Origin of the sequence: Acinetobacter sp. YH12116, from assembly GCF_013418895.1 — a bacterium.
GTDB lineage: Bacteria > Pseudomonadota > Gammaproteobacteria > Pseudomonadales > Moraxellaceae > Acinetobacter > Acinetobacter indicus.
The window spans coordinates 1-18,446 of sequence record NZ_VPBE01000007.1; the positions used below are offsets into that span (position 1 = coordinate 1).

General features: G+C 46.9%; 14 protein-coding genes. 9 read left to right on the top strand and 5 right to left on the bottom strand.

Annotation, left to right across the window (positions count from 1 at the left end; genetic code table 11):
• Nucleotides 1-196: 196 nt before the first annotated feature.
• Nucleotides 197-1,408: an aspartate aminotransferase family protein gene (locus FTU54_RS06175; protein ID WP_005176809.1), complete on the bottom strand. Its 1,212-nt coding sequence runs from the start codon at nt 1,406-1,408 to the stop codon at nt 197-199.
• A gap of 162 nt (nt 1,409-1,570) precedes the next feature.
• Between FTU54_RS06175 and grxD the strand changes: the two genes are divergently transcribed.
• Entirely contained in the window at nt 1,571-1,912 is a 342-nt protein-coding gene (gene grxD, locus FTU54_RS06180; RefSeq protein WP_005176812.1) for a Grx4 family monothiol glutaredoxin, read from the top strand.
• 55 nt (nt 1,913-1,967) lie between these two features.
• Here the strand turns inward: grxD and FTU54_RS06185 are convergent, their stop codons facing one another.
• The gene (locus FTU54_RS06185) at nt 1,968-4,580 is read right to left on the bottom strand and encodes a Lon protease family protein (RefSeq protein WP_171526471.1); all 2,613 of its coding nucleotides are present in this window, start codon (nt 4,578-4,580) and stop codon (nt 1,968-1,970) included.
• A gap of 202 nt (nt 4,581-4,782) precedes the next feature.
• Between FTU54_RS06185 and FTU54_RS06190 the strand changes: the two genes are divergently transcribed.
• The 4 genes from FTU54_RS06190 to rpmE all read left to right on the top strand — a co-directional run bounded on the left by FTU54_RS06190 (nt 4,783) and on the right by rpmE (nt 8,913).
• Nucleotides 4,783-6,939, top strand: coding sequence for an MFS transporter (locus tag FTU54_RS06190; RefSeq protein WP_180074561.1), 2,157 nt, complete (start codon nt 4,783-4,785; stop codon nt 6,937-6,939).
• Between the two features lies 1 nt (nt 6,940).
• Entirely contained in the window at nt 6,941-7,342 is a 402-nt protein-coding gene (gene gloA, locus FTU54_RS06195; RefSeq protein WP_005176820.1) for a lactoylglutathione lyase, read from the top strand.
• A 156-nt stretch (nt 7,343-7,498) separates the two neighbouring features.
• Entirely contained in the window at nt 7,499-8,479 is a 981-nt protein-coding gene (locus tag FTU54_RS06200) for a bile acid:sodium symporter family protein (protein WP_180074562.1), read from the top strand.
• Nucleotides 8,480-8,685: 206 nt separating this feature from the next.
• The gene (gene rpmE / locus FTU54_RS06205) at nt 8,686-8,913 is read left to right on the top strand and encodes a 50S ribosomal protein L31 (protein ID WP_005176824.1); all 228 of its coding nucleotides are present in this window, start codon (nt 8,686-8,688) and stop codon (nt 8,911-8,913) included.
• A gap of 71 nt (nt 8,914-8,984) precedes the next feature.
• Here rpmE and FTU54_RS06210 read toward each other — a convergent pair whose 3' ends face one another.
• Genes FTU54_RS06210 through epmB form a run of 3 tightly spaced genes read right to left on the bottom strand, consistent with a single transcriptional unit; the run spans nt 8,985 to nt 13,866 of the window.
• On the bottom strand, nt 8,985-11,102 hold the full coding sequence (locus FTU54_RS06210; RefSeq protein WP_180074563.1) for an EAL domain-containing protein: 2,118 nt from the start codon (nt 11,100-11,102) through the stop codon (nt 8,985-8,987).
• On the bottom strand, nt 11,084-12,829 hold the full coding sequence (locus tag FTU54_RS06215; protein WP_168397360.1) for a GTPase: 1,746 nt from the start codon (nt 12,827-12,829) through the stop codon (nt 11,084-11,086). Before FTU54_RS06215 ends, FTU54_RS06210 begins: the two co-directional genes overlap by 19 nt.
• Nucleotides 12,830-12,849: 20 nt before the next feature.
• Nucleotides 12,850-13,866, bottom strand: a complete 1,017-nt coding sequence (gene epmB / locus FTU54_RS06220; RefSeq protein WP_016658396.1) for an EF-P beta-lysylation protein EpmB — start codon at nt 13,864-13,866, stop codon at nt 12,850-12,852.
• A 377-nt stretch (nt 13,867-14,243) separates the two neighbouring features.
• Between epmB and efp the strand changes: the two genes are divergently transcribed.
• The 4 genes from efp (at nt 14,244) to FTU54_RS06240 (ending at nt 18,444) form a co-directional block, all read left to right on the top strand.
• Nucleotides 14,244-14,813: an elongation factor P gene (efp, locus tag FTU54_RS06225; protein ID WP_005176835.1), complete on the top strand. Its 570-nt coding sequence runs from the start codon at nt 14,244-14,246 to the stop codon at nt 14,811-14,813.
• A gap of 172 nt (nt 14,814-14,985) precedes the next feature.
• Nucleotides 14,986-17,085 (top strand): carbon starvation CstA family protein, encoded by a 2,100-nt coding sequence (locus tag FTU54_RS06230; protein WP_005176837.1) that lies wholly within the window; start codon nt 14,986-14,988, stop codon nt 17,083-17,085.
• A gap of 11 nt (nt 17,086-17,096) precedes the next feature.
• On the top strand, nt 17,097-17,396 hold the full coding sequence (locus FTU54_RS06235; protein WP_005176838.1) for a YbdD/YjiX family protein: 300 nt from the start codon (nt 17,097-17,099) through the stop codon (nt 17,394-17,396).
• Nucleotides 17,397-17,493: 97 nt separating this feature from the next.
• Nucleotides 17,494-18,444, top strand: coding sequence for a MoxR family ATPase (locus FTU54_RS06240; RefSeq protein ID WP_005176839.1), 951 nt, complete (start codon nt 17,494-17,496; stop codon nt 18,442-18,444).
• Nucleotides 18,445-18,446: the final 2 nt, after the last annotated feature.

An 18,446-nucleotide genomic window follows, 5' to 3' on the forward strand; every position in this document is an offset into this window, starting at 1 on the left:
ATTAGCTGTTTTTCTAAACCCATCATCATTTTTATTTGATAAATAATTTTGAACAACTTCAAGTTTAAACTGTTGAGAATATTTAGCCATAGAAAAGCACCCTTCAAATTGGACTAAGAGTGTCCAACTTTCGGGGTGCAGATCAATCATGCGGCTTTTTTATGCAGATTGAGATCTGTTGAGATCAACACGCGGCTTAAGCCAGGAACGTTTTGATCATTTTCACCAGACGTTCAACCAGCTGATCGGCCTGTTCCTGGCTAATGTTCAAGGTTGGCAGTAAACGCACCACGGAGCCGGCGGTCACATTGACAATCAGTTTGTATTCATCACGGGCAATATCCACCAGTTCTGCGCAGGCTTTAGGTAATTCAATCCCGATCATCAGGCCAAAACCACGCACGCTGACATTTTGGTCAGCCAGCTGGTTGCGTAGCTGCTCAACAATATAGCTACCCATTTTTGCGGCATTCTCGACCAGATTTTCTTTCTGGATAATATCAATCACGGTGTAGACCACACGTGACCCCAGGGCAGTACCACTGTAGGTTGAACCATGGTTACCGGCAGTGAGTACACCCACACCGCGACCTTGGGTCATCACTGCACCAATCGGGAAGCCATTGCCCAGGCCTTTGGCAGTGGTTAAGACATCTGGCACAATATTGGTGTGCTGATAGGCAAAATATTTACCGGTACGGCCGTTACCAGTTTGCACTTCATCCAGCATCATCAGCCAGTTGTGCTGGTTACAGATGCGGCGGATATCTTCTAGGTAGCTAAAGCCTTGAGGCGCGGTATTAACACCGCCTTCGCCCTGAATTGGCTCAACCAGAATCGCGACGATGTCCGGATACTGAATGGCGGCTTCTTCAATGGCTTCAACATCACCAAACGGTACACGGATAAAACCTTCTACCAGCGGTGCAAAACCTTCCTGGACTTTTTTATTGCCGGTGGCAGATAGGGTTGCCAGGGTACGGCCGTGGAACGACTGATCGGCGACAATAATTTTCGGATTGGCAATGCCTTGTAAATAACCAAATTTACGTGCAATTTTAATGGCACCTTCATTCGATTCTGCACCACTGTTAGAGAAGAAGACTTCTTCCATACCAGCGACTTCTGCCAGTTTTTGTGCAGCGGCAGTTTGCCAAGGCACTTCAAACAGGTTGCTGGTATGAATCAGGGTCGCGGCCTGATCCGCGATGGCAGCAGCAATTTCCGGATGAGCATGACCTAAACCACAGACTGCAATACCGGTCAGGGCATCCAGATATTCGGTGCCATCTTCAGTGTACAGATAAGCGCCTCGGCCGCGGACAAAGCTGATCGGCTGACGGCCGAAGACGGGCATCAAATGAGACGGTTGATCAGTTTGCACAGGGGCAAGGGTAACGTTGTTCATGACTAACTCTTATCTGTAAGAAAGAAAGGAAAAAACTTATATAAGCAAAATCTGCCCCCGATTGAAAGTGTAAATGTAAATAAAAATGGAAATATTGCTTTAAGCATACTGTTTTGCTGTGTTTTCGGTATAATGCAAAACAGATTAGTTGAGGATTTATCAATGACTGAACAAGCACGCGATACCGAAGCGTTAATTCGTGACCAAATTGCTAAACATGCAGTTCTTCTTTACATGAAAGGCACACCGCAATTCCCACAATGTGGTTTCTCAGCTCGTGCAGTAGAAGCGCTCAGTCAAATTGGTCGTCCATTTGCCTATGTGAATATTCTTGAAAACCAGGATATTCGTGCAACTTTGCCGAAAATTGCCAACTGGCCAACTTTCCCGCAATTGTGGATCAATGGCGAGTTAATTGGCGGTAGCGATATTATGCTGGATATGTTCCAAAAAGGTGAGTTACAGCCTTTGGTTGAACAGTACAGCCCAGCGCCTGAAGCTTAATTCAGTCGTATAAAAAAGCGCCTTTCGGCGCTTTTTTGCTTTTTTAGACCGGCCATTATGAGCCAGTCTGGTTACGGGCATCTTCTACCGGAATAGCCTCAATTGCTGCTTCAGCAGGCTGATCTTTTTTCTTGGCCTTTTTTTCTTTCTTGGCTTTTTTCTTTTTCTTTGGCTCTTCCTCTTCAATTTCTGCGCCATCTTCAATGGCTTGCCAGTATTCAAGCTGCGCCATCACCATGTCATAAATCGAGCCTTTGCTATAACGGCCTTTTTTGTCCAGTTTACCGACCGGACGCGCCATCAGAATTTCTAGCGCCTGATCAATCACATCAATGGCATGAATATGGAATTCGCCTTTTTGCACCGCTTCAATCACATCTTTACGCAGCATGAGATGCTGCATGTTTTGACGCGGAATAATCACGCCTTGCTTGCCGGTTAAACCTTGTAATTTACAGGCATCATAGAAGCCTTCAATTTTGGCATTGACGCCGCCAACAGGTTGCACCTGACCCAGCTGGTTCATGGAACCGGTAATGGCCCAGGACTGATCAATTGGTAACTGGCTGATTGCTGAAATCAGGGCAGACAGTTCCGCAACGGTGGCGCTATCACCATCGACCTGACCATAGCTCTGCTCAAAGGCCAGTGCGGCAGAGAAGTGTAGAATCTGTTCGCGGCCAAAATGGGCTTTCAGGAAGCTGGACATTAACAGCACGCCTTTGGCATGCAGCGAGCCACCCAATTCAACACTGCGTTCAATATCCAGAATATCGCCGCCGCCCTGATAGACCGATGCCGTCAGGCGTGAAGGCAGACCAAACTCGACATCGGCATAATGAATCACGGACAGGGCATTGATCTGACCCAGACGATGACCTTTGGTTTCAATCAGCTGGGTGCCGCGTGACAGGTCTTGCCAGTACAGTTCACGTAAATAGCCTAAGCGATATTTGCGATGATCCAGCGCCATGTTAATATGTTCTTCTGACACCATTTTTTTGCCGGCTTGTACGGCATGATGATGTGATTCCCGAATCAGATCACCTAGCGTTAGCGCATGTAAGGACAACGAGCTTTGGTCCTCGGCCAGACGACTCGAGTCGGTTAACAGCGCAGCCAGGGCAGAGCGGTCAAAGGGCAGCAGTTTATCGGCCTGAACATAATCAGCAATCAGCTGCATATAAGCCTGCTCATTGGTGTCATTACGTTGTAATGTATCGGTGAAGTCGGCACGGATTTTAAAGACGCTGCCCAGCTCCGGTTCGACTTCCAGAATTTCATAATAGATTTCCGGCTCGGCCAGCAGAATGACCTTTAAAGTCAGGGGAATTGATTCCGGCTCAATCGAAATACTACCGGTTAAAGTCAGCATATGTTCCAGTGAGGACAGTTTTAGCTGGCCCGATTTCAAGGCACGTTTCAGCCCTTGCCAGGCATAAGGCTGTTCCAGTAACTGTTCGGCTTCCAGAATTAAAAAACCGCCATTGGCACGATGTAAGGCACCGGAACGGATTAAGGTGAAGTCAGTGGTGATGGTGCCGTTCTGGGTCATCTGTTCCACATGACCGAGCAGGTTGTAGTGGGTCGGGAAATCTTCAAAGATTACCGGTGCACCCGAGTTCGGTTTATGCGTGACAACAATATTGGCCTGATAACGCGCTGGCACCCGGCTAAACACCGCCGGAGTGAAGTCATCTTCTTCCTGTTCCAGCACCATTTCAACATTGTTGATAATGTCTTCAGCATAGTATTTCAGATAGTCTTCAAGCCCTTGAACCTCTGAAAATTTATTCAGCAATAAATCAATCCGCGGCATCACCACCTGTTTGGCAATGTCACGATTCAGGACCTGAACCCGATCGCGGGCATCATCTTCCAGATCGCCCAGATGCAGACCCAGACGTTCCAGTTTTTTATCCATATAGCGCATATTGGCGGCAATTTCGGCGCGCTCTTTGCTACTTAAGGCATTGACATCTTCCTGGGTCATTTCCTGCAGCTGATCATCTTTAAACTGTACCGGAATAAAGCAGTGCTCGTCATTGCGCGAGACCAGTTTTAAATCCAGCGTTTCACCTTCTTTGGTCAGTTCAATGAGGGCCTGTTGCTGTTCATCGCCAGTTTGCTGGCGAATCTGTTCAATGCGGTTGTGATAGGTTTCGGCGCTAAAACGGCGTTCCAGCTGTTTTAAAATGGTCTGCCAGCTCTGATGCAGCTGGGTCTGGAATTTTGGTGCCTGACCGGCCGGCAGTCGCAGGGCAATGGGCTGACGCGGGTTTTTAAAATTATTGACATACACCCAGTCATTTGGCGTGGCCATGGTTTTGGCATGTTGTTGCAGTAAACGCCGGATCATAGTGCGTTTACCCAGTCCTGCCGTACCGACCGCAAAAATGTTATAGCCCGAATACGGCAATGCAATGCCGGCTTCTACTGAAGCGCGGGCACGATCCTGACCCAGAAAATTATTTAAAGGCTTAATCCGTTTGGTGGAGGCCGGAATTTTTTCCAGATCCGGAATATGGGTCAGCTGTTCCGGGCTTAAGCGGGTGTTATTAAGTGTCGTTTGAATTTCGGCTTGTTCGAAGGCTGAGGTAAGAGTTTGTTCTGGTTGTAAAACTAATGTTTGTTGTTCGGTAATTGAAGCAGATAAAGAAGAGGTCATGTGCTCGTGTCTTTGCGTCACTGTGAAATCCAAAACGAAATTATTGCAATAGAGATTTAAGGTATACAGGTTTAATAGAAAATTTCAAGCCAGGCCGCTGCATTTCTCCAGAAAATCACAGGGCGTTTGCATAAATCAGGTTGAAACCAAATCCATTAAACGATTGAATAGCAACATTCAGTTTTTTGACAAAAATAATGTAATGACAACACAATCTACAGGATGGAAATCTGCCTTTACCGCATTTTTAGATCGGCGTGCGCTGATCATGCTGTTTCTTGGCTTCTCGGCCGGTATTCCCATTCTTCTTATTTTTTCCAGTTTATCGTTATGGTTAGGTGAAGCCGGCATTAGCCGTAATGCCGTAACTTTCTTTAGCTGGGCGGCGCTGGGTTATTCATTTAAGTTTGTCTGGGCACCATTAATTGATGAGTTACCAGTGCCATATTTAACCCAAAAACTGGGCCGGCGCCGGGCCTGGCTTTTAATTGCCCAGGTCCTGATTATATGCGCCATCTGTATTATGGCCTTTTCAGATCCGGCCTTAGGGCAGACGCATCTCTACCAGATGGCGGTGGGTGCGGTGCTGCTCGGTTTTGCTGCGGCCACGCAAGATATTGTGATTGATGCCTATCGTATTGAGCTGGCTGAAACCCAGATGCAAACTGTATTGGCTTCGACCTATAACGCCGGTTATCGTATCGGGATGATTGTAGCTGGTGCGGGCGCTTTATTTCTGGCAGCGTATCTGGGCACGGCTAAAGGCAACTATATTTATGAGGCCTGGAAATACACCTATCTGGTGATGGCGGCGGTGATGCTGATCGGGATGTGTACCACGCTGGTGATTCGTGAGCCGGTGGTGGAGCGTGTCCGTAAAGAATATAAACGCAGCGATTATTATCGACTGGTGGTGGTGTTTTTTGTTGCCGTGATCAGTTTTGTGCTGAGTTATATCTATTCCGGTCAGGCGCTGGATGCGCTGAAAAACCAGCTCAGTATTCAGGATTCCTTCCTGCTGTTTACGCTGGAGGCGATTCGCTTTATTGGCTCGGGTGCGGTGGCTTTACTGATCGGAACTGTGCTGGTCAAACTGGGTGCAGTCAATAAACAGATGGCTTTTGAAACCTGGGTGCATCCGGTCGCGGATTTCTTTAAGCGCTATGGTTTAAAGCTGGCTTTGGTGTTACTGCTGCTGATCGGGTTTTATCGGGTTTCGGATATTATTGCAGGGGTCATTTCCAATGTGTTTTATCAGGACCTGAACTTCAGCAAAGAACAGATTGCTGAAGCAGTCAAAGTCTACGGGGTGATTTTCTCGTTGGTGGGTGGCTTCCTGGGTGGTTTGCTGGCCCAAAAAATGAATATCATGAAACTGATGTTTCTGGGCGCAGTGCTGGCCAGCTCGACCAACCTGATTTTTATTGGACTGGTCAAATCCGGGCAAAGCCTGAGTGATGTGCAGGTGAATGTCGGGGCGCAGCAATATAAGGTACAGGCTGATGAAGCCGGTTACTGGAGTATACAGGTACCGAGCAATGTGCTGGCTCAGGCCAATCAGATTCAGGTACAGGCACAATATGCCAATCAGTCCGATCAGGCACAATTAAGCATGCCGTATTTGCAGCAGACCGGCACAGCCCAAATCCAGTTATTACCGATTACCTCGGATGACCGGATTTCTGTACAGGAAGCCGAGCAAAGTCTAGTGATTCGCGGGCAGTTGAGTGGACTCGATGCTGCACAGCTACAACCTGAACAGCCGCTGAGTTTGGTTCTGGATGGCAAGGAATATCCGGCCAAGCTGGAAGAAGGTGGCCTGTTTAGTGGCGTGATTGAAGGCCAGCAGTTACAGACAGCGCAAAATAGCACGATTCAGGTGCAGGCCCGATTGCTGGATGGCAGTACGCTCAGTGCCAGCCGCGGTTATCAGCTGGCACAGCAACATCCGGCGCTGGATATTGATATTCAGGCCCTGACACCGGTAGATGTCAACGCTGATGCACCGATAGAAGTTCGCGGTAAGGTGATTAAACCGTATAGCAGCTTATGGCTCTATCTGGCAATTATTATTGATAATCTGGCCTCCGGTCTGGCCGGTGCGGCATTTATTGCCTTCCTGTCCAGCTTAACCAGTGTGTCGTTTACCGCTGTACAATATGCGATCTTTAGTTCGCTCATGACCCTCACCCCTAAAATTTTAGGTGGATATTCAGGTACCATAGTCAATAATATCGGTTATCCGAATTTCTTCCTCATGACCACGCTGCTTGGAATTCCAATTCTGATTCTGGTGGTGTGGGTGGCAAAATTATTGCGTGCTCATGAACACGCTCAAATTCAACAAAAGGACGAATAATATGCGCATGCTGCATACCATGTTACGTGTAGGCAATTTAGAACGGTCATTGCAGTTCTATACTGAAGTACTTGGCATGACTTTACTCCGTAAACGTGACTACGAAGAAGGCCGCTTTACCCTGGCATTTGTCGGCTATGGTGATGAAGACAACCATACCGTGCTGGAACTGACCCATAATTGGGATACAGACAGCTATGAGCTGGGCAATGGCTATGGTCATATTGCCATTGCAGTGGAAGATGCCTACAAAGCCTGTGAAGAAATCAAGGCACGCGGCGGCAATGTGGTGCGTGAAGCGGGGCCAATGAAAGGCGGCGTGACCGTAATTGCCTTTGTGGAAGATCCGGACGGTTATAAAATCGAGCTGATCCAGCAGGATGACAATGCCCGCAATAACTAAGTTGGCGCAGTAGTATAGCGCCACAAAATAGTGAACATTAAGCCAGCAGACTAGCTTTATTGTTCCAGCCCAGTAAGATGGAACTTTACCGTGAGGTAAAACCCGCTGACTGGGCTTTTTTATGTCGATGCAAAAATAAAATCACAGGATGTAGACATGCTAAAACTACTTGCATTGGATCGCTTTACCATATTGTTAATTGTGATGGTGATACTGGCCAGTATCGTGCCGGTGTCTGGACAGGTCGCTGAAGTCTTTGGCGTTATTACCACGGCGGCTATTGCTGTGCTGTTTTTTTTACATGGGGCAAAATTGTCCAGAGAGGCGGTGGTACAAGGCATCATGCACTGGCAACTGCATACGCTGGTGTTTGCATTTACCTTCTTGTTATTTCCAGTGTTGGGTCTCATGGCCAAACCCGTATTATTGCCATTGCTGGGGCAGGAGCTGTACTGGGGCTTTTTATTTATGTGCTTCCTGCCTTCTACGGTGCAGTCTTCTATTGCCTTTACCTCGGTTGCACGCGGCAATGTCGCCAGTGCAGTCTGCAGTGCGTCTTTTTCCAATATTGCCGGCATGTTCATTACCCCGGTTTTGGTCAGCCTGTTTATTTTTGGCCAGTCGCAGCACGATTATGATCCGACCTCATCCATTATTCAGATTACCTTATTGTTATTGGTGCCTTTTATTCTGGGGCAATTGCTGCGGCCGTGGGTCTATCCATTTTTGGTCAAGTTCCCAAGTCTGGTTAAAGGCTTTGATCAGGGTACGATTTTGATGGTGGTTTATGGTGCCTTTAGTGGCGCCGTGGTGGCCGGACTGTGGAATGAAGTCAGTGGCACAACGTTACTGATTTTAACTGTAGCCTGTTCGGTGCTGCTGACCATCATCATGCTGTTGGCGCTGTACGTACCAAAATGGATGGGCTTTAAACGTGAAGACCAGATTGCGATTTTCTTCTGCGGCTCTAAAAAAACCCTAGCCAGTGGTGTACCGATGGCGCAGATTCTGTTTATTGGCCAGCCTTTGGGCATGATTGTGCTGCCAATCATGATTTTCCATCAAATCCAGCTGATGGTCTGCGGCATTATTGCCAATTACTGGTCGAAGCAGCCTGAAATTGAGGACAAAGAATAATTCGCATATTGGCATAGATTCACGTATAATATGCCCCAACTTGTTGTGCTTAGCTCTGACGGTATCCGTCTCGGTGGGCCAAAAGAATGGTCTGTTGTGGTGTTGGTCTGCGGTTTATCTCGAATAAACAGCTTTTTTCCTCAGTCTTGAGAGTGATCAATTGCGACGACAGCTAAACCTTCTTTAATCTTATGGAGTAATCGACGATGCGCGCCGATATTCACCCAAAATATGAAAAATTAGTTGCTACTTGTTCATGTGGTAACGTGATCGAAACTCGTTCAGCTGTTGGTAAAGACACTCTTTACCTAGACGTATGTTCAGCTTGCCACCCATTCTACACTGGTAAGCAAAAGAACGTTGACACTGGCGGTCGTATCGACAAGTTCAAACAACGTTTTGCTGGTATGTCACGTTCTATCAAACGTGGTTAATACCCAGAATGAAAAAAACGGGCATTTGCCCGTTTTTTTGTGCCTGCACTTCAGGCGAAAAGTACAAGACCTTATTGGTCTTGTACATCAATGAGATGATCCAGTTTCTTCTGGAAGTAATCACCCTGAATATAACGGGCATCCACATTCCAGGCGTTGGCAAACAGGTTCATATCGTTTAGTTCATGTAGCACCACTTCCACCGGCTTGATTTCGCTAAACTGCTGAATCTGTTCCTGTAGCTCCTGAGTGGCACTATCTTGCATCAGTTTGCTGGTCAGCGATGGATGCAGGGTCACATATTGCACATCCAGCTGTTTAAGAATGGATTCGCTATACATCGACTGGCCGAATTCACGGATGGAAATCTCCGCACCATGCTGATGCAGCAAATGCATCTGCTTTTGGGCATCCATCAGGTTCTGGCTCACATCTTCTTCAGAGAATTGCAGAATTAACGGATAAGCCTGCTGACTGCCGACAATGGTAATCAGTTTGGACACAAATTCCGGGAAAGCGCGGTCTTGTAGCAGCACATGCTTGTTCAGGTTAACAATCAGCTTGGCTTCCGGATATTGGGTAATGAAGTTATGCAGCTGTTTGCAGGCTTCGACCAGAATCCAGCGATCCAGTTTAATTGAGAGTTCCGGATCTTCAGCCAGATCAACCAGCCCGGTCAGACTTTTCCATTCTGCTTGATGAATAAAGCCGCTGCTGACTTCATAGGTATATAAATTGCTGTCCTGTTTGTCATACAGCTGCTGGTATTTCAGATGAATTTCATTACGATCCAGGCTGTGGCGTAAGGCGCCTAATAGCGATGAAGCAGCGGTTTCGACCACAGGTGCAACCTTTGGCTCGACAATTTCCAGCGACAGATCGGTCATGGATAAATCCAGTCCGAGGCTTTGCTCATCTTTTTGCTGATAAGGCAGTGCGGTTACAAAGGCACGTTCCATCAGCTGTTCAAACTGGGTGCTGTCGGCAATTTCACCTTCTAGTACCGCATAGCCCATACGGAAATTCAGCGGATAACTTTGCCCATTGACGCTCAATAACTGTGGTTTACTCAGTGAGCTGAGACCAATCAGTTTGGAATGCAAAATGGTGGTTGATTCTGCCTGAAACAAGCCAATATAGATCGATGAATTGACCTTGAATAAAGGCACATTGGTCTGTTCTTTCAGGAAGGTTTTAATATTACCGAAATAGTTTTTCAGCGTAACCCAGTCCGATTGCAAGACTTTTTCAGGGCAGGAGGCCAGGGCAAATACCACCAGCGCATTAATTTTGGATGGCTGATTGTTCAGGGTGCGGTTAATCAGCTGATGGGTCGGCTGCTGACCAGCTGTGCTTTCATGGCTGGCCTTGGCTGGTGCTGTAGCAGCTTGCTGAATATCAATGGTCAGCTGCAAGGCATCTTCATCAGTGGCCGGTAAAAATTCCAGCTGTAGCGGATTTTGCGCGGCGACATGACTATTTAAAGAGCTGTAGCTGAAACGGCCTAAATCAAACTGACCTTGCGATACTTTTTTAAAGCGCAGTTTAAAATCGGCTAGATCTTCCGGTTGCAACAGGTCAAGCAAAGGCAGACCAATAATCTCATCTTCATTCTGAAAGCCAAACAGCTGTAAATATTCCTGATTGGCCTGTACATGAATGCCTTCCTGAATAATCGCCACCGCCTTGTTGCTGTCTTCCACCAGAGACTGCGCCTGCGTCTGGGCATTTTCCAGCTCTTCTTTGAGCTGGGCATGGGTTTGCTGCAAACGGCTGAAAGAGAGGGCACGAAGCAGACCCAGATAGAAACTGTCACTATCGTTCAGGTTGACCAGATCATAAATGCCTTTGCGGATGAGGGCGCTATATTGGGTGGCATCATAGTCTTCAGGTTGCAATAACACCAGCGGTAAATTCGGCTGTTTTGAGGCGCGAATCAGGGTCAGGGCCTGATCAATTTTCAAGTCGTAGGCGCGGCCAAAAATCACCACATCCCAGGTTAAATTCAGCTGTTTTTCAAAATTTTGCAGGTCATCGAGCAGGGTGGCCTGCACGGTATGTTCCTGTGCATTCAGCTGTTCGCAAATCTGATTAAAACGGATTTGGTTATCATCGATAATGAGTAAACGTGTTTCGGTACGTTTAAATTTTTTAGATAGTAAAGGATTTCTCACTTCAACGCTTCCCATAAATCTTGATTCTTAACGTCATTCATCTGCTTGTGAATAAAGGCATCGACTGTGGCTTGCTGCTGGTCATTTAACAGTTCAAAGTCAAAACGCATAAAGCTTTGAGTAATGAGTAACGGTTTAATTAAAAAGACTTTAATGTCTTCATCCCCCAAACGCAGCTGTACGGTCTGCTTGTCTCTTAATAATTGAATCCCCGGTAAAATAAGATGAGTGCTGACTTCATTTAGCTGTGAGCTCTGCATGAGCAGGGCAGGATGATAATGCCCGCTATGCCGGTCAGATTTCACATAGACGGCACATGGAATAATGTCCTGCGCCAAAACTTCAAGGCCCAGTTCCAGGGTTTTGTCAGTCGACTGTTTAATCCAGCGAATCACACCGCCACGCCACGGACTTTGCGGATTTTCCTGCACCAGAATAAATTCACCGGTTTTAAGGTTTTTTGGCGTTTCACCTTCCCATTTAATCCGGTAACCATTCACACTGATATCCAGCACTTCCGCGCCGTAAATCTGTTTGGCCTCGCGGTCCAGATTCTGGATTTTACTGATGTCGGCAGTGGCATGACTGTGCATCTGGTTGATGAACTGGCTTTCACTCTGGAACTGGTAATTTTCACCCAGTTGCAGGGTTTCCTGAAAATTCTTGCCTTTAGACAAATAGAAGTGCGCCACGCTTAAGCCAAAACAGATTTTGACCCGGGCCGAATATTCATAACGTTCATGGCGACGCTCAGGATTATGAGTGAGCAGGGTATGAATATGAAAATGCAGGGCCGGAGTTAAAAACAGCTTTTCATTGCGGGAGAAATGTTCGGCCTTGCGGCCCTGATTTTCACTAATATGATCCAGCAGTGCCTGCGTCGAAATAAAAATACCCGGCTCAAAATCACCCGATTGATGCGAGTTATAAATTGGCGGATAGTCTTTGTTGGTATCGACAATATAGCGTGACAGGGTGGTTTCTTTGGGCAAAATCTGAATCAGCTTGACCCAGTCAAAACTGCAGAGATACAGCCCCTGAATTTCGGCCGGACGAATCTGATGGGAATTGAAAATATCCAGCAGGATTAATTGCGCATATGCCTGACTGATATTTTGCAGCTGATGCTGGGTGCCTTGCAGATGGTTAATATTGTTCTGAAGAAAATTGTGCTGCAGCGCGCAGTTAAACAGTTGATGCGCAGTGAGCCATTGCCCGGAAAATGGCGAGCTATATAGCATCTGTTGCTGATACAGCAATAAGGTCAGTTGTTGCAGCGCATAATAGGTGGCCACAGTCCGCGCAGTCTGCAGGTTCTTTTTCAGGTTAAAGGCAAAAATGGAAAACTTCTGCTGGGCCAGCTGGCGGTGACTGCGGCGCGCGATTTCAATATAGACTTTGGCAAAATGACTACGTAACAACAGCGCCAGCTCGATAATGTGCTCATTGCGGTCGCTGCTAATCAGACCCTGGTTAAAAAAGTGTTTTTCCAGGCTGGTCAGGACATTTTCCAGCGTCGGGTGAATGGCCTGAATCAGGTCAAAGCGCAAGGTTTCCTGACATTTGAGTTCAGAAATTTCCAGTAAGGCTTTGAACAAGGCTTTTGACGAGTCCCCAAGCTGTAAAATGGATAAGTCAGCTGCCCACTCCTGAATACTTTTGACAGAATTCTGGCAAAAACTGAGCTGTTCCAATTTCAGCTCAGTGGCAACCTGAAAAATATCTGAATGATTCATAGTCATCGTTGTTATTTAACTCAAATTCAAGCAGTTGAAACCCCAAAAAGCGGTGTTTTATTCTTTTCGCCCGCAATTTCCCTAACGAGTTTAGGAACAAGATAACCCGGCAAGTTCGCTAAAACCTCTTTATAAATAAGATCGATGTCCTGTGGCATCAGATCGAAATGATGTGCACCTTTCACTTTATCTAATACATGCAAGTAATACGGCATCACCCCAGCATCGAACAGGCGATAACTTAAATCGACCAGAACCTGAGCAGAATCATTCACCCCACGAAGTAAAACTGCCTGATTCAGGACGGTAATTTGATGTTTCACCAGTGTATTTAATGTACGGCAAGTGAAGTCATCCAATTCTGATGCATGATTTGAGTGTACCACCAGAATAATCCGTAGCCTACTGTTTTTTAATATGGAAATCAGCGCTTCATCGACACGGTTGGGGATTACAATCGGAACGCGTGAATGAATTCTCAAAAATTTAATCTGCGGCAGTGATTCCAGACGTTCAATCCAGCTCTGTAAACGTCGATTGGTTAACGTTAATGGATCACCGCCACTTAAAATCACTTCATTAATGTCGGGCTGAGATTCAATATATTGTTTGATGTTTAGCCAATCTTCATTTTTAGGCAGGTTGTCCTGATAGGGAAAATGGCGGCGGAAACAGTAGCGGCAATGTACCGCACAAGCCCCGGTCAGGGTCAGTAAAAAACGCGACTTATATTTGTGCAGGACACCCGGTTGCTGATTGGCCTGTTCTTCACCTAAGGGATCGGTGACAAATTCAGGATGATCTTCCAGTTCCAGATGATGTGGCAAGACCTGTAACAGCAGCGGATCAAAGGGATCGGCGACTTTCATTTTTCCGACGAATGCACGCGGCACACGTAATTTAAACTGTTCAGATGCCAGAATTGCGCCGGAGAGTAACTGTTCAGGCGACAGTTGCAGAAGACTCAGTAACTCTTGAGGATCGGTAATTAAATCACTGAGCTGTGATTGCCAGTTTTGCTGTTGATACAAATAGTTTGTCATGCCGGAAAAGAATCATGGAAGTGGGAGGGCAAGGCCTAATCGTGCTAGTTTAACAGTTTGCAGGCGCTGGGAATGTGCTTTGTGTGCGAAAAATCAGGACATCCGGGCCAGGCGGAGTCCAGAACGAGCTGCGCTGATTTTAAGCATCTGCCAGTTGGGAATAAAGCCGGTAGATGGATATCTGCTTGTAACTTAGGCAGCAGCGGCCGGTTAAACAAGAATTTTTCATTGCGGCAAGGCATATTGGTCATTTAGAATACGTCACATAAAATGAATGTGCATGTGGCAACTAATGTTCGTGTCAGACTTGCTAAATGACATCGCAACAGCCCGTAGCATCGATAGCTTAAAGTTAGTAAGTTTGGAGTGTGCCAGTCATGGCCAATTATTCTACGAATGAATTCAAGTCAGGCCTTAAGGTTATGCTTGATGGTAACCCATGTTCAATCATGGAAAACGAATACGTAAAACCAGGTAAAGGTCAGGCCTTCAACCGTGTGAAATTACGTAACCTTAAAACAGGTAAAGTATTAGAAAAAACTTTCAAATCTGGTGATTCACTAGAAGCTGCTGACATTGTAGAAGTAGAAATGGACTACTTGTACAATGACGGCGAACTGTGGAACTTCATGGATCCTGTAACATTTGAACAGATCGCAGCTGATAAAACAGCTATGGGCGATGCTGCAAAATGGTTAAAAGACGATTCTAATGAAAAATGTACCATTATGTTGTTCAACGGCGTGCCTTTAAACGTTAGCGCTCCGAACTTCGTGGTATTAAAAATTGTTGAAACTGATCCAGGTGTTCGTGGTGATACTTCTGGCGGTGGCGGTAAGCCAGCGAAACTTGAAACAGGTGCTGTGGTACGTGTTCCATTATTCGTTCAGCAAGAAGAAAGCGTTCGTGTAGATACCCGTACTGGTGAATATTTAGAACGTGCATAATGGTGTAAAAATATACTATTATCGAAGGGATGATGATCAATCATCCCTTTTTTTATGCCAAAGTCTTAGAGGCATAGAAAAATAACAGGCGTAAAGTCGCAAAGGAAAACAGCAGTACCTCGAACAACAACAATCAAGCTGATTTAAATGCATCGAAAATATGAGGGATTGAATGGAAACATTACCAACGAAGTCGAGCCTAACTTCGAAAATTATCTGGCTGCTCGTCGCTATTGTGGGTGCAGTGTCTTTCGGGATTCTGGCGCTCAGCCGTGGTGAGCATGTAAACGCAGTCTGGCTGGTCCTTGCCGCCGCCTGTGTCTATAGCATTGCTTACCGCTTCTACAGTTTATTTATTGCCAATAAAGTCTTTGAACTCAATGCTAGGCGTTTAACTCCCGCGCATCGCCTGGCCGACGGTTTAGATTATGTTCCGACCAATAAAAGTGTCTTGTTCGGCCATCACTTTGCTGCAATTGCCGGTGCCGGACCGCTGGTTGGTCCTATTCTGGCAGCACAAATGGGTTATTTACCGGGCACCATCTGGCTACTGGTCGGGGTGGTGCTGGCCGGTGCGGTACAGGATTTCCTGGTGTTGTTTATTTCGACCCGTCGTGACGGCCGCTCACTGGGTGAAATGGCCAAGCAGGAACTGGGCAGCTTTGCCGGTATTATCGTGATGCTGGGTGCACTTGGGGTGATGATTATTATCCTGGCGGTACTGGCGCTGGTGGTGGTGAAAGCCCTGACCAACAGTCCGTGGGGTGTATTCAGTATTGCCGCCACCATTCCGATTGCCATTTTTATGGGCATTTACATGCGTTTTATCCGTCCGGGTAAAATTGCAGAAGTGTCGATTATTGGTTTTGTGCTGATGATGCTCGGTATTATCTACGGTGAAAACATTGCACAGCATCCGTACTGGGGTCCGTTCTTTACCTTATCGGGGACTGAACTGACCTGGGCGCTAATCATTTACGGTTTTATTGCGTCGGTTTTACCGGTGTGGCTGTTATTGGCACCGCGTGATTATCTGTCAACTTTCTTGAAAATTGGTGTCATTGCAGGTCTGGCGATTGGTATTTTATTTGCCATGCCGGAAATGAAACTGCCAGCGGTCACCAAGTTCGTGGATGGGACTGGTCCGGTATTTGCCGGTTCGCTGTTCCCATTCCTGTTTATTACCATTGCCTGTGGTGCGATTTCCGGTTTCCACGCCCTGGTGTCTTCAGGAACCACGCCAAAACTGGTCAACAACGAACGCGATATCCGTATGATTGGTTATGGCGGTATGTTGATGGAATCTTTCGTGGCGATTATGGCGCTGATCTGTGCCGCGGTGCTTGATCCGGGTGTGTATTTCGCGATTAACTCGCCAGCAGCTTTATTGGGTACATCGGTAGATACGGCTGCAGAAGCGGTGCGTAATCTTGGTTTTGTGGTGACGCCTGAAGCCTTGACCTTGCTGGCTCAGGAAGTCGGTGAAAACTCGATTCTGTCCCGTACTGGTGGTGCGCCAACCTTCGCAATTGGTATGGCCCATATCATCACCGAGATTTTCAATAGCCGCGAAATGATGGCGTTCTGGTATCACTTTGCCATTCTGTTTGAAGCGCTGTTCATTCTGACAGCGGTGGATGCCGGTACCCGTGCCTGCCGTTTTATGGTTCAGGATACCGTAGGTATTGTGATTCCTGCGGTGAAAAAATCTCACAACTTCTTTGGTAACTTGCTGGGGACAGCAGTTGCGGTGGCAGGTTGGGGCTTCTTCGTCTATCAGGGCGTGGTCGATCCACTTGGCGGGATTAACAGCTTGTGGCCACTGTTTGGTATTGGTAACCAGATTTTGGCTGCGATGGCGCTCATTCTTGGTACTGTCATCCTGTTCAAGATGAAGAAACAGAAATATGTCTGGGTGACCATCATCCCGACCGTGTTCCTGTTTATCACCTCGATGACTGCTGGCTGGCAGAAGATTTTCCACGAAAATCCGAAGATCGGCTTCCTGGCACAGGCAGAGCGTTTCAATACCGCCATTGCCAATAATGAAATTCTGGCACCAGCCAAAAGTATTGCGGAAATGCAGACTGTGGCAATGTCGAACCAGATTAATGCGGCATTGTGTGGCTTCTTTATGATTGTGGCGTTTGTGATGCTGTTTGCTGCGATTGGGGTGATTCGCCGTGCCTTGGCCAATCCGGAACCAACCGTGCATGAAGCAGAAGCAATTTACCGCGATCCTGAAGATATTCAGCCGGCCAAAGGCCATTAAGGAGCGAGAAGATGAATCTGAAATTTGCTCGAGCGGGTAAAACGGTGATTTATAAAATCATCAAAATGACCGTGATGTCGCAGAAGGATTTAATCCTGAATCCTAAAAACTGGTCGCGGATTGCCACATTGTGGCAGCGCCTGCAGCAAAGTTTCCGGCTGATGGTGGGGGTGCCTGACTATCAGACTTATCTGGAGCATATGCGGCAGCATCATCCGGATCTGGAAGCGATGGATGCCAAAACCTTTTACCGGCACTGTGTCGATTCACGTTATCCATCTTCCGGAAACCTGAAGAAGTGTCCGTGTTAAAAATCTAGAAATCATCTGATTTCTTTAGAAAAAAAACAAAACGGTGTATGTTAGGGCATACACCGTTTTTATTTGGGGAATGAAGGTGATTTGGGGCATGAAACAGGATAAGAAATCGGAACCAGTACACGATCAGGCGCAGCTCCAGAGCGAGCTACAGCGCTATGCACCCAAAATCCAGCAGTTCCTTGAACAGGTTAATCAGATTGTTCTGGATAAACAGCAGCAGACCAAACTGGCACTGGTCTGTTTACTGGCTGGCGGCCATGTGCTGTTTGAAGATTTACCAGGCCTAGGCAAAACCACCTTATCCAGCAGTCTGGCACATTTGGCCGGACTGAAATTTCAGCGGATTCAGTTTACCAATGACATGCTGGCCAGTGATGTAATTGGGGTGAACATGTTTAATCAGAAAGAACATCAGTTTGAGTTTAAGCAAGGCCCGATTTTTACCCAGATTTTATTGGCCGATGAAATTAACCGCTGTAGCCCGAAAACCCAGAGTGCCTTGCTGGAAGCAATGGAAGAGGGCAACGTCACGGTCGATGGCGTGCGTTACGAACTGCCGCAACCATTTTGGGTCATTGCTACCCAGAATCCGCTGTTTCAAAGCGGAACCTATGCATTGCCTGAATCACAACTGGATCGCTTTTTAATGCGTTTATCACTGGGCTATCCATCGCGTTATGCAGAAAAACTATTGCTGCAGCAATCTTCCCGGCAGAGCCTGATTGCCAGTTTGCAGCATGTGTTTAGTGAAGATGAAATCCTGGAATTACAACAGCAGGTGCATCGGCTATATGTCAGTGACGCCGTGCAGGATTATATTCTGGATCTGGCCGAAGCCAGCCGTAAAAACCGGCATGGACTATCGACGCGCGGAGTACTGGCCCTGAAAAAAGCCGCCCAGGCACATGCGTTAATTGAACAGCGCAGTTTTGTCACTCCGGATGATGTACAAGCGGTTTTTGTGGCGGTGGTGGCACATCGTATTGGTTTAAGTGAGGGTGAAACCCAGCAGCTGCTGCAACAGGTGCAGGTCAGCTAAGT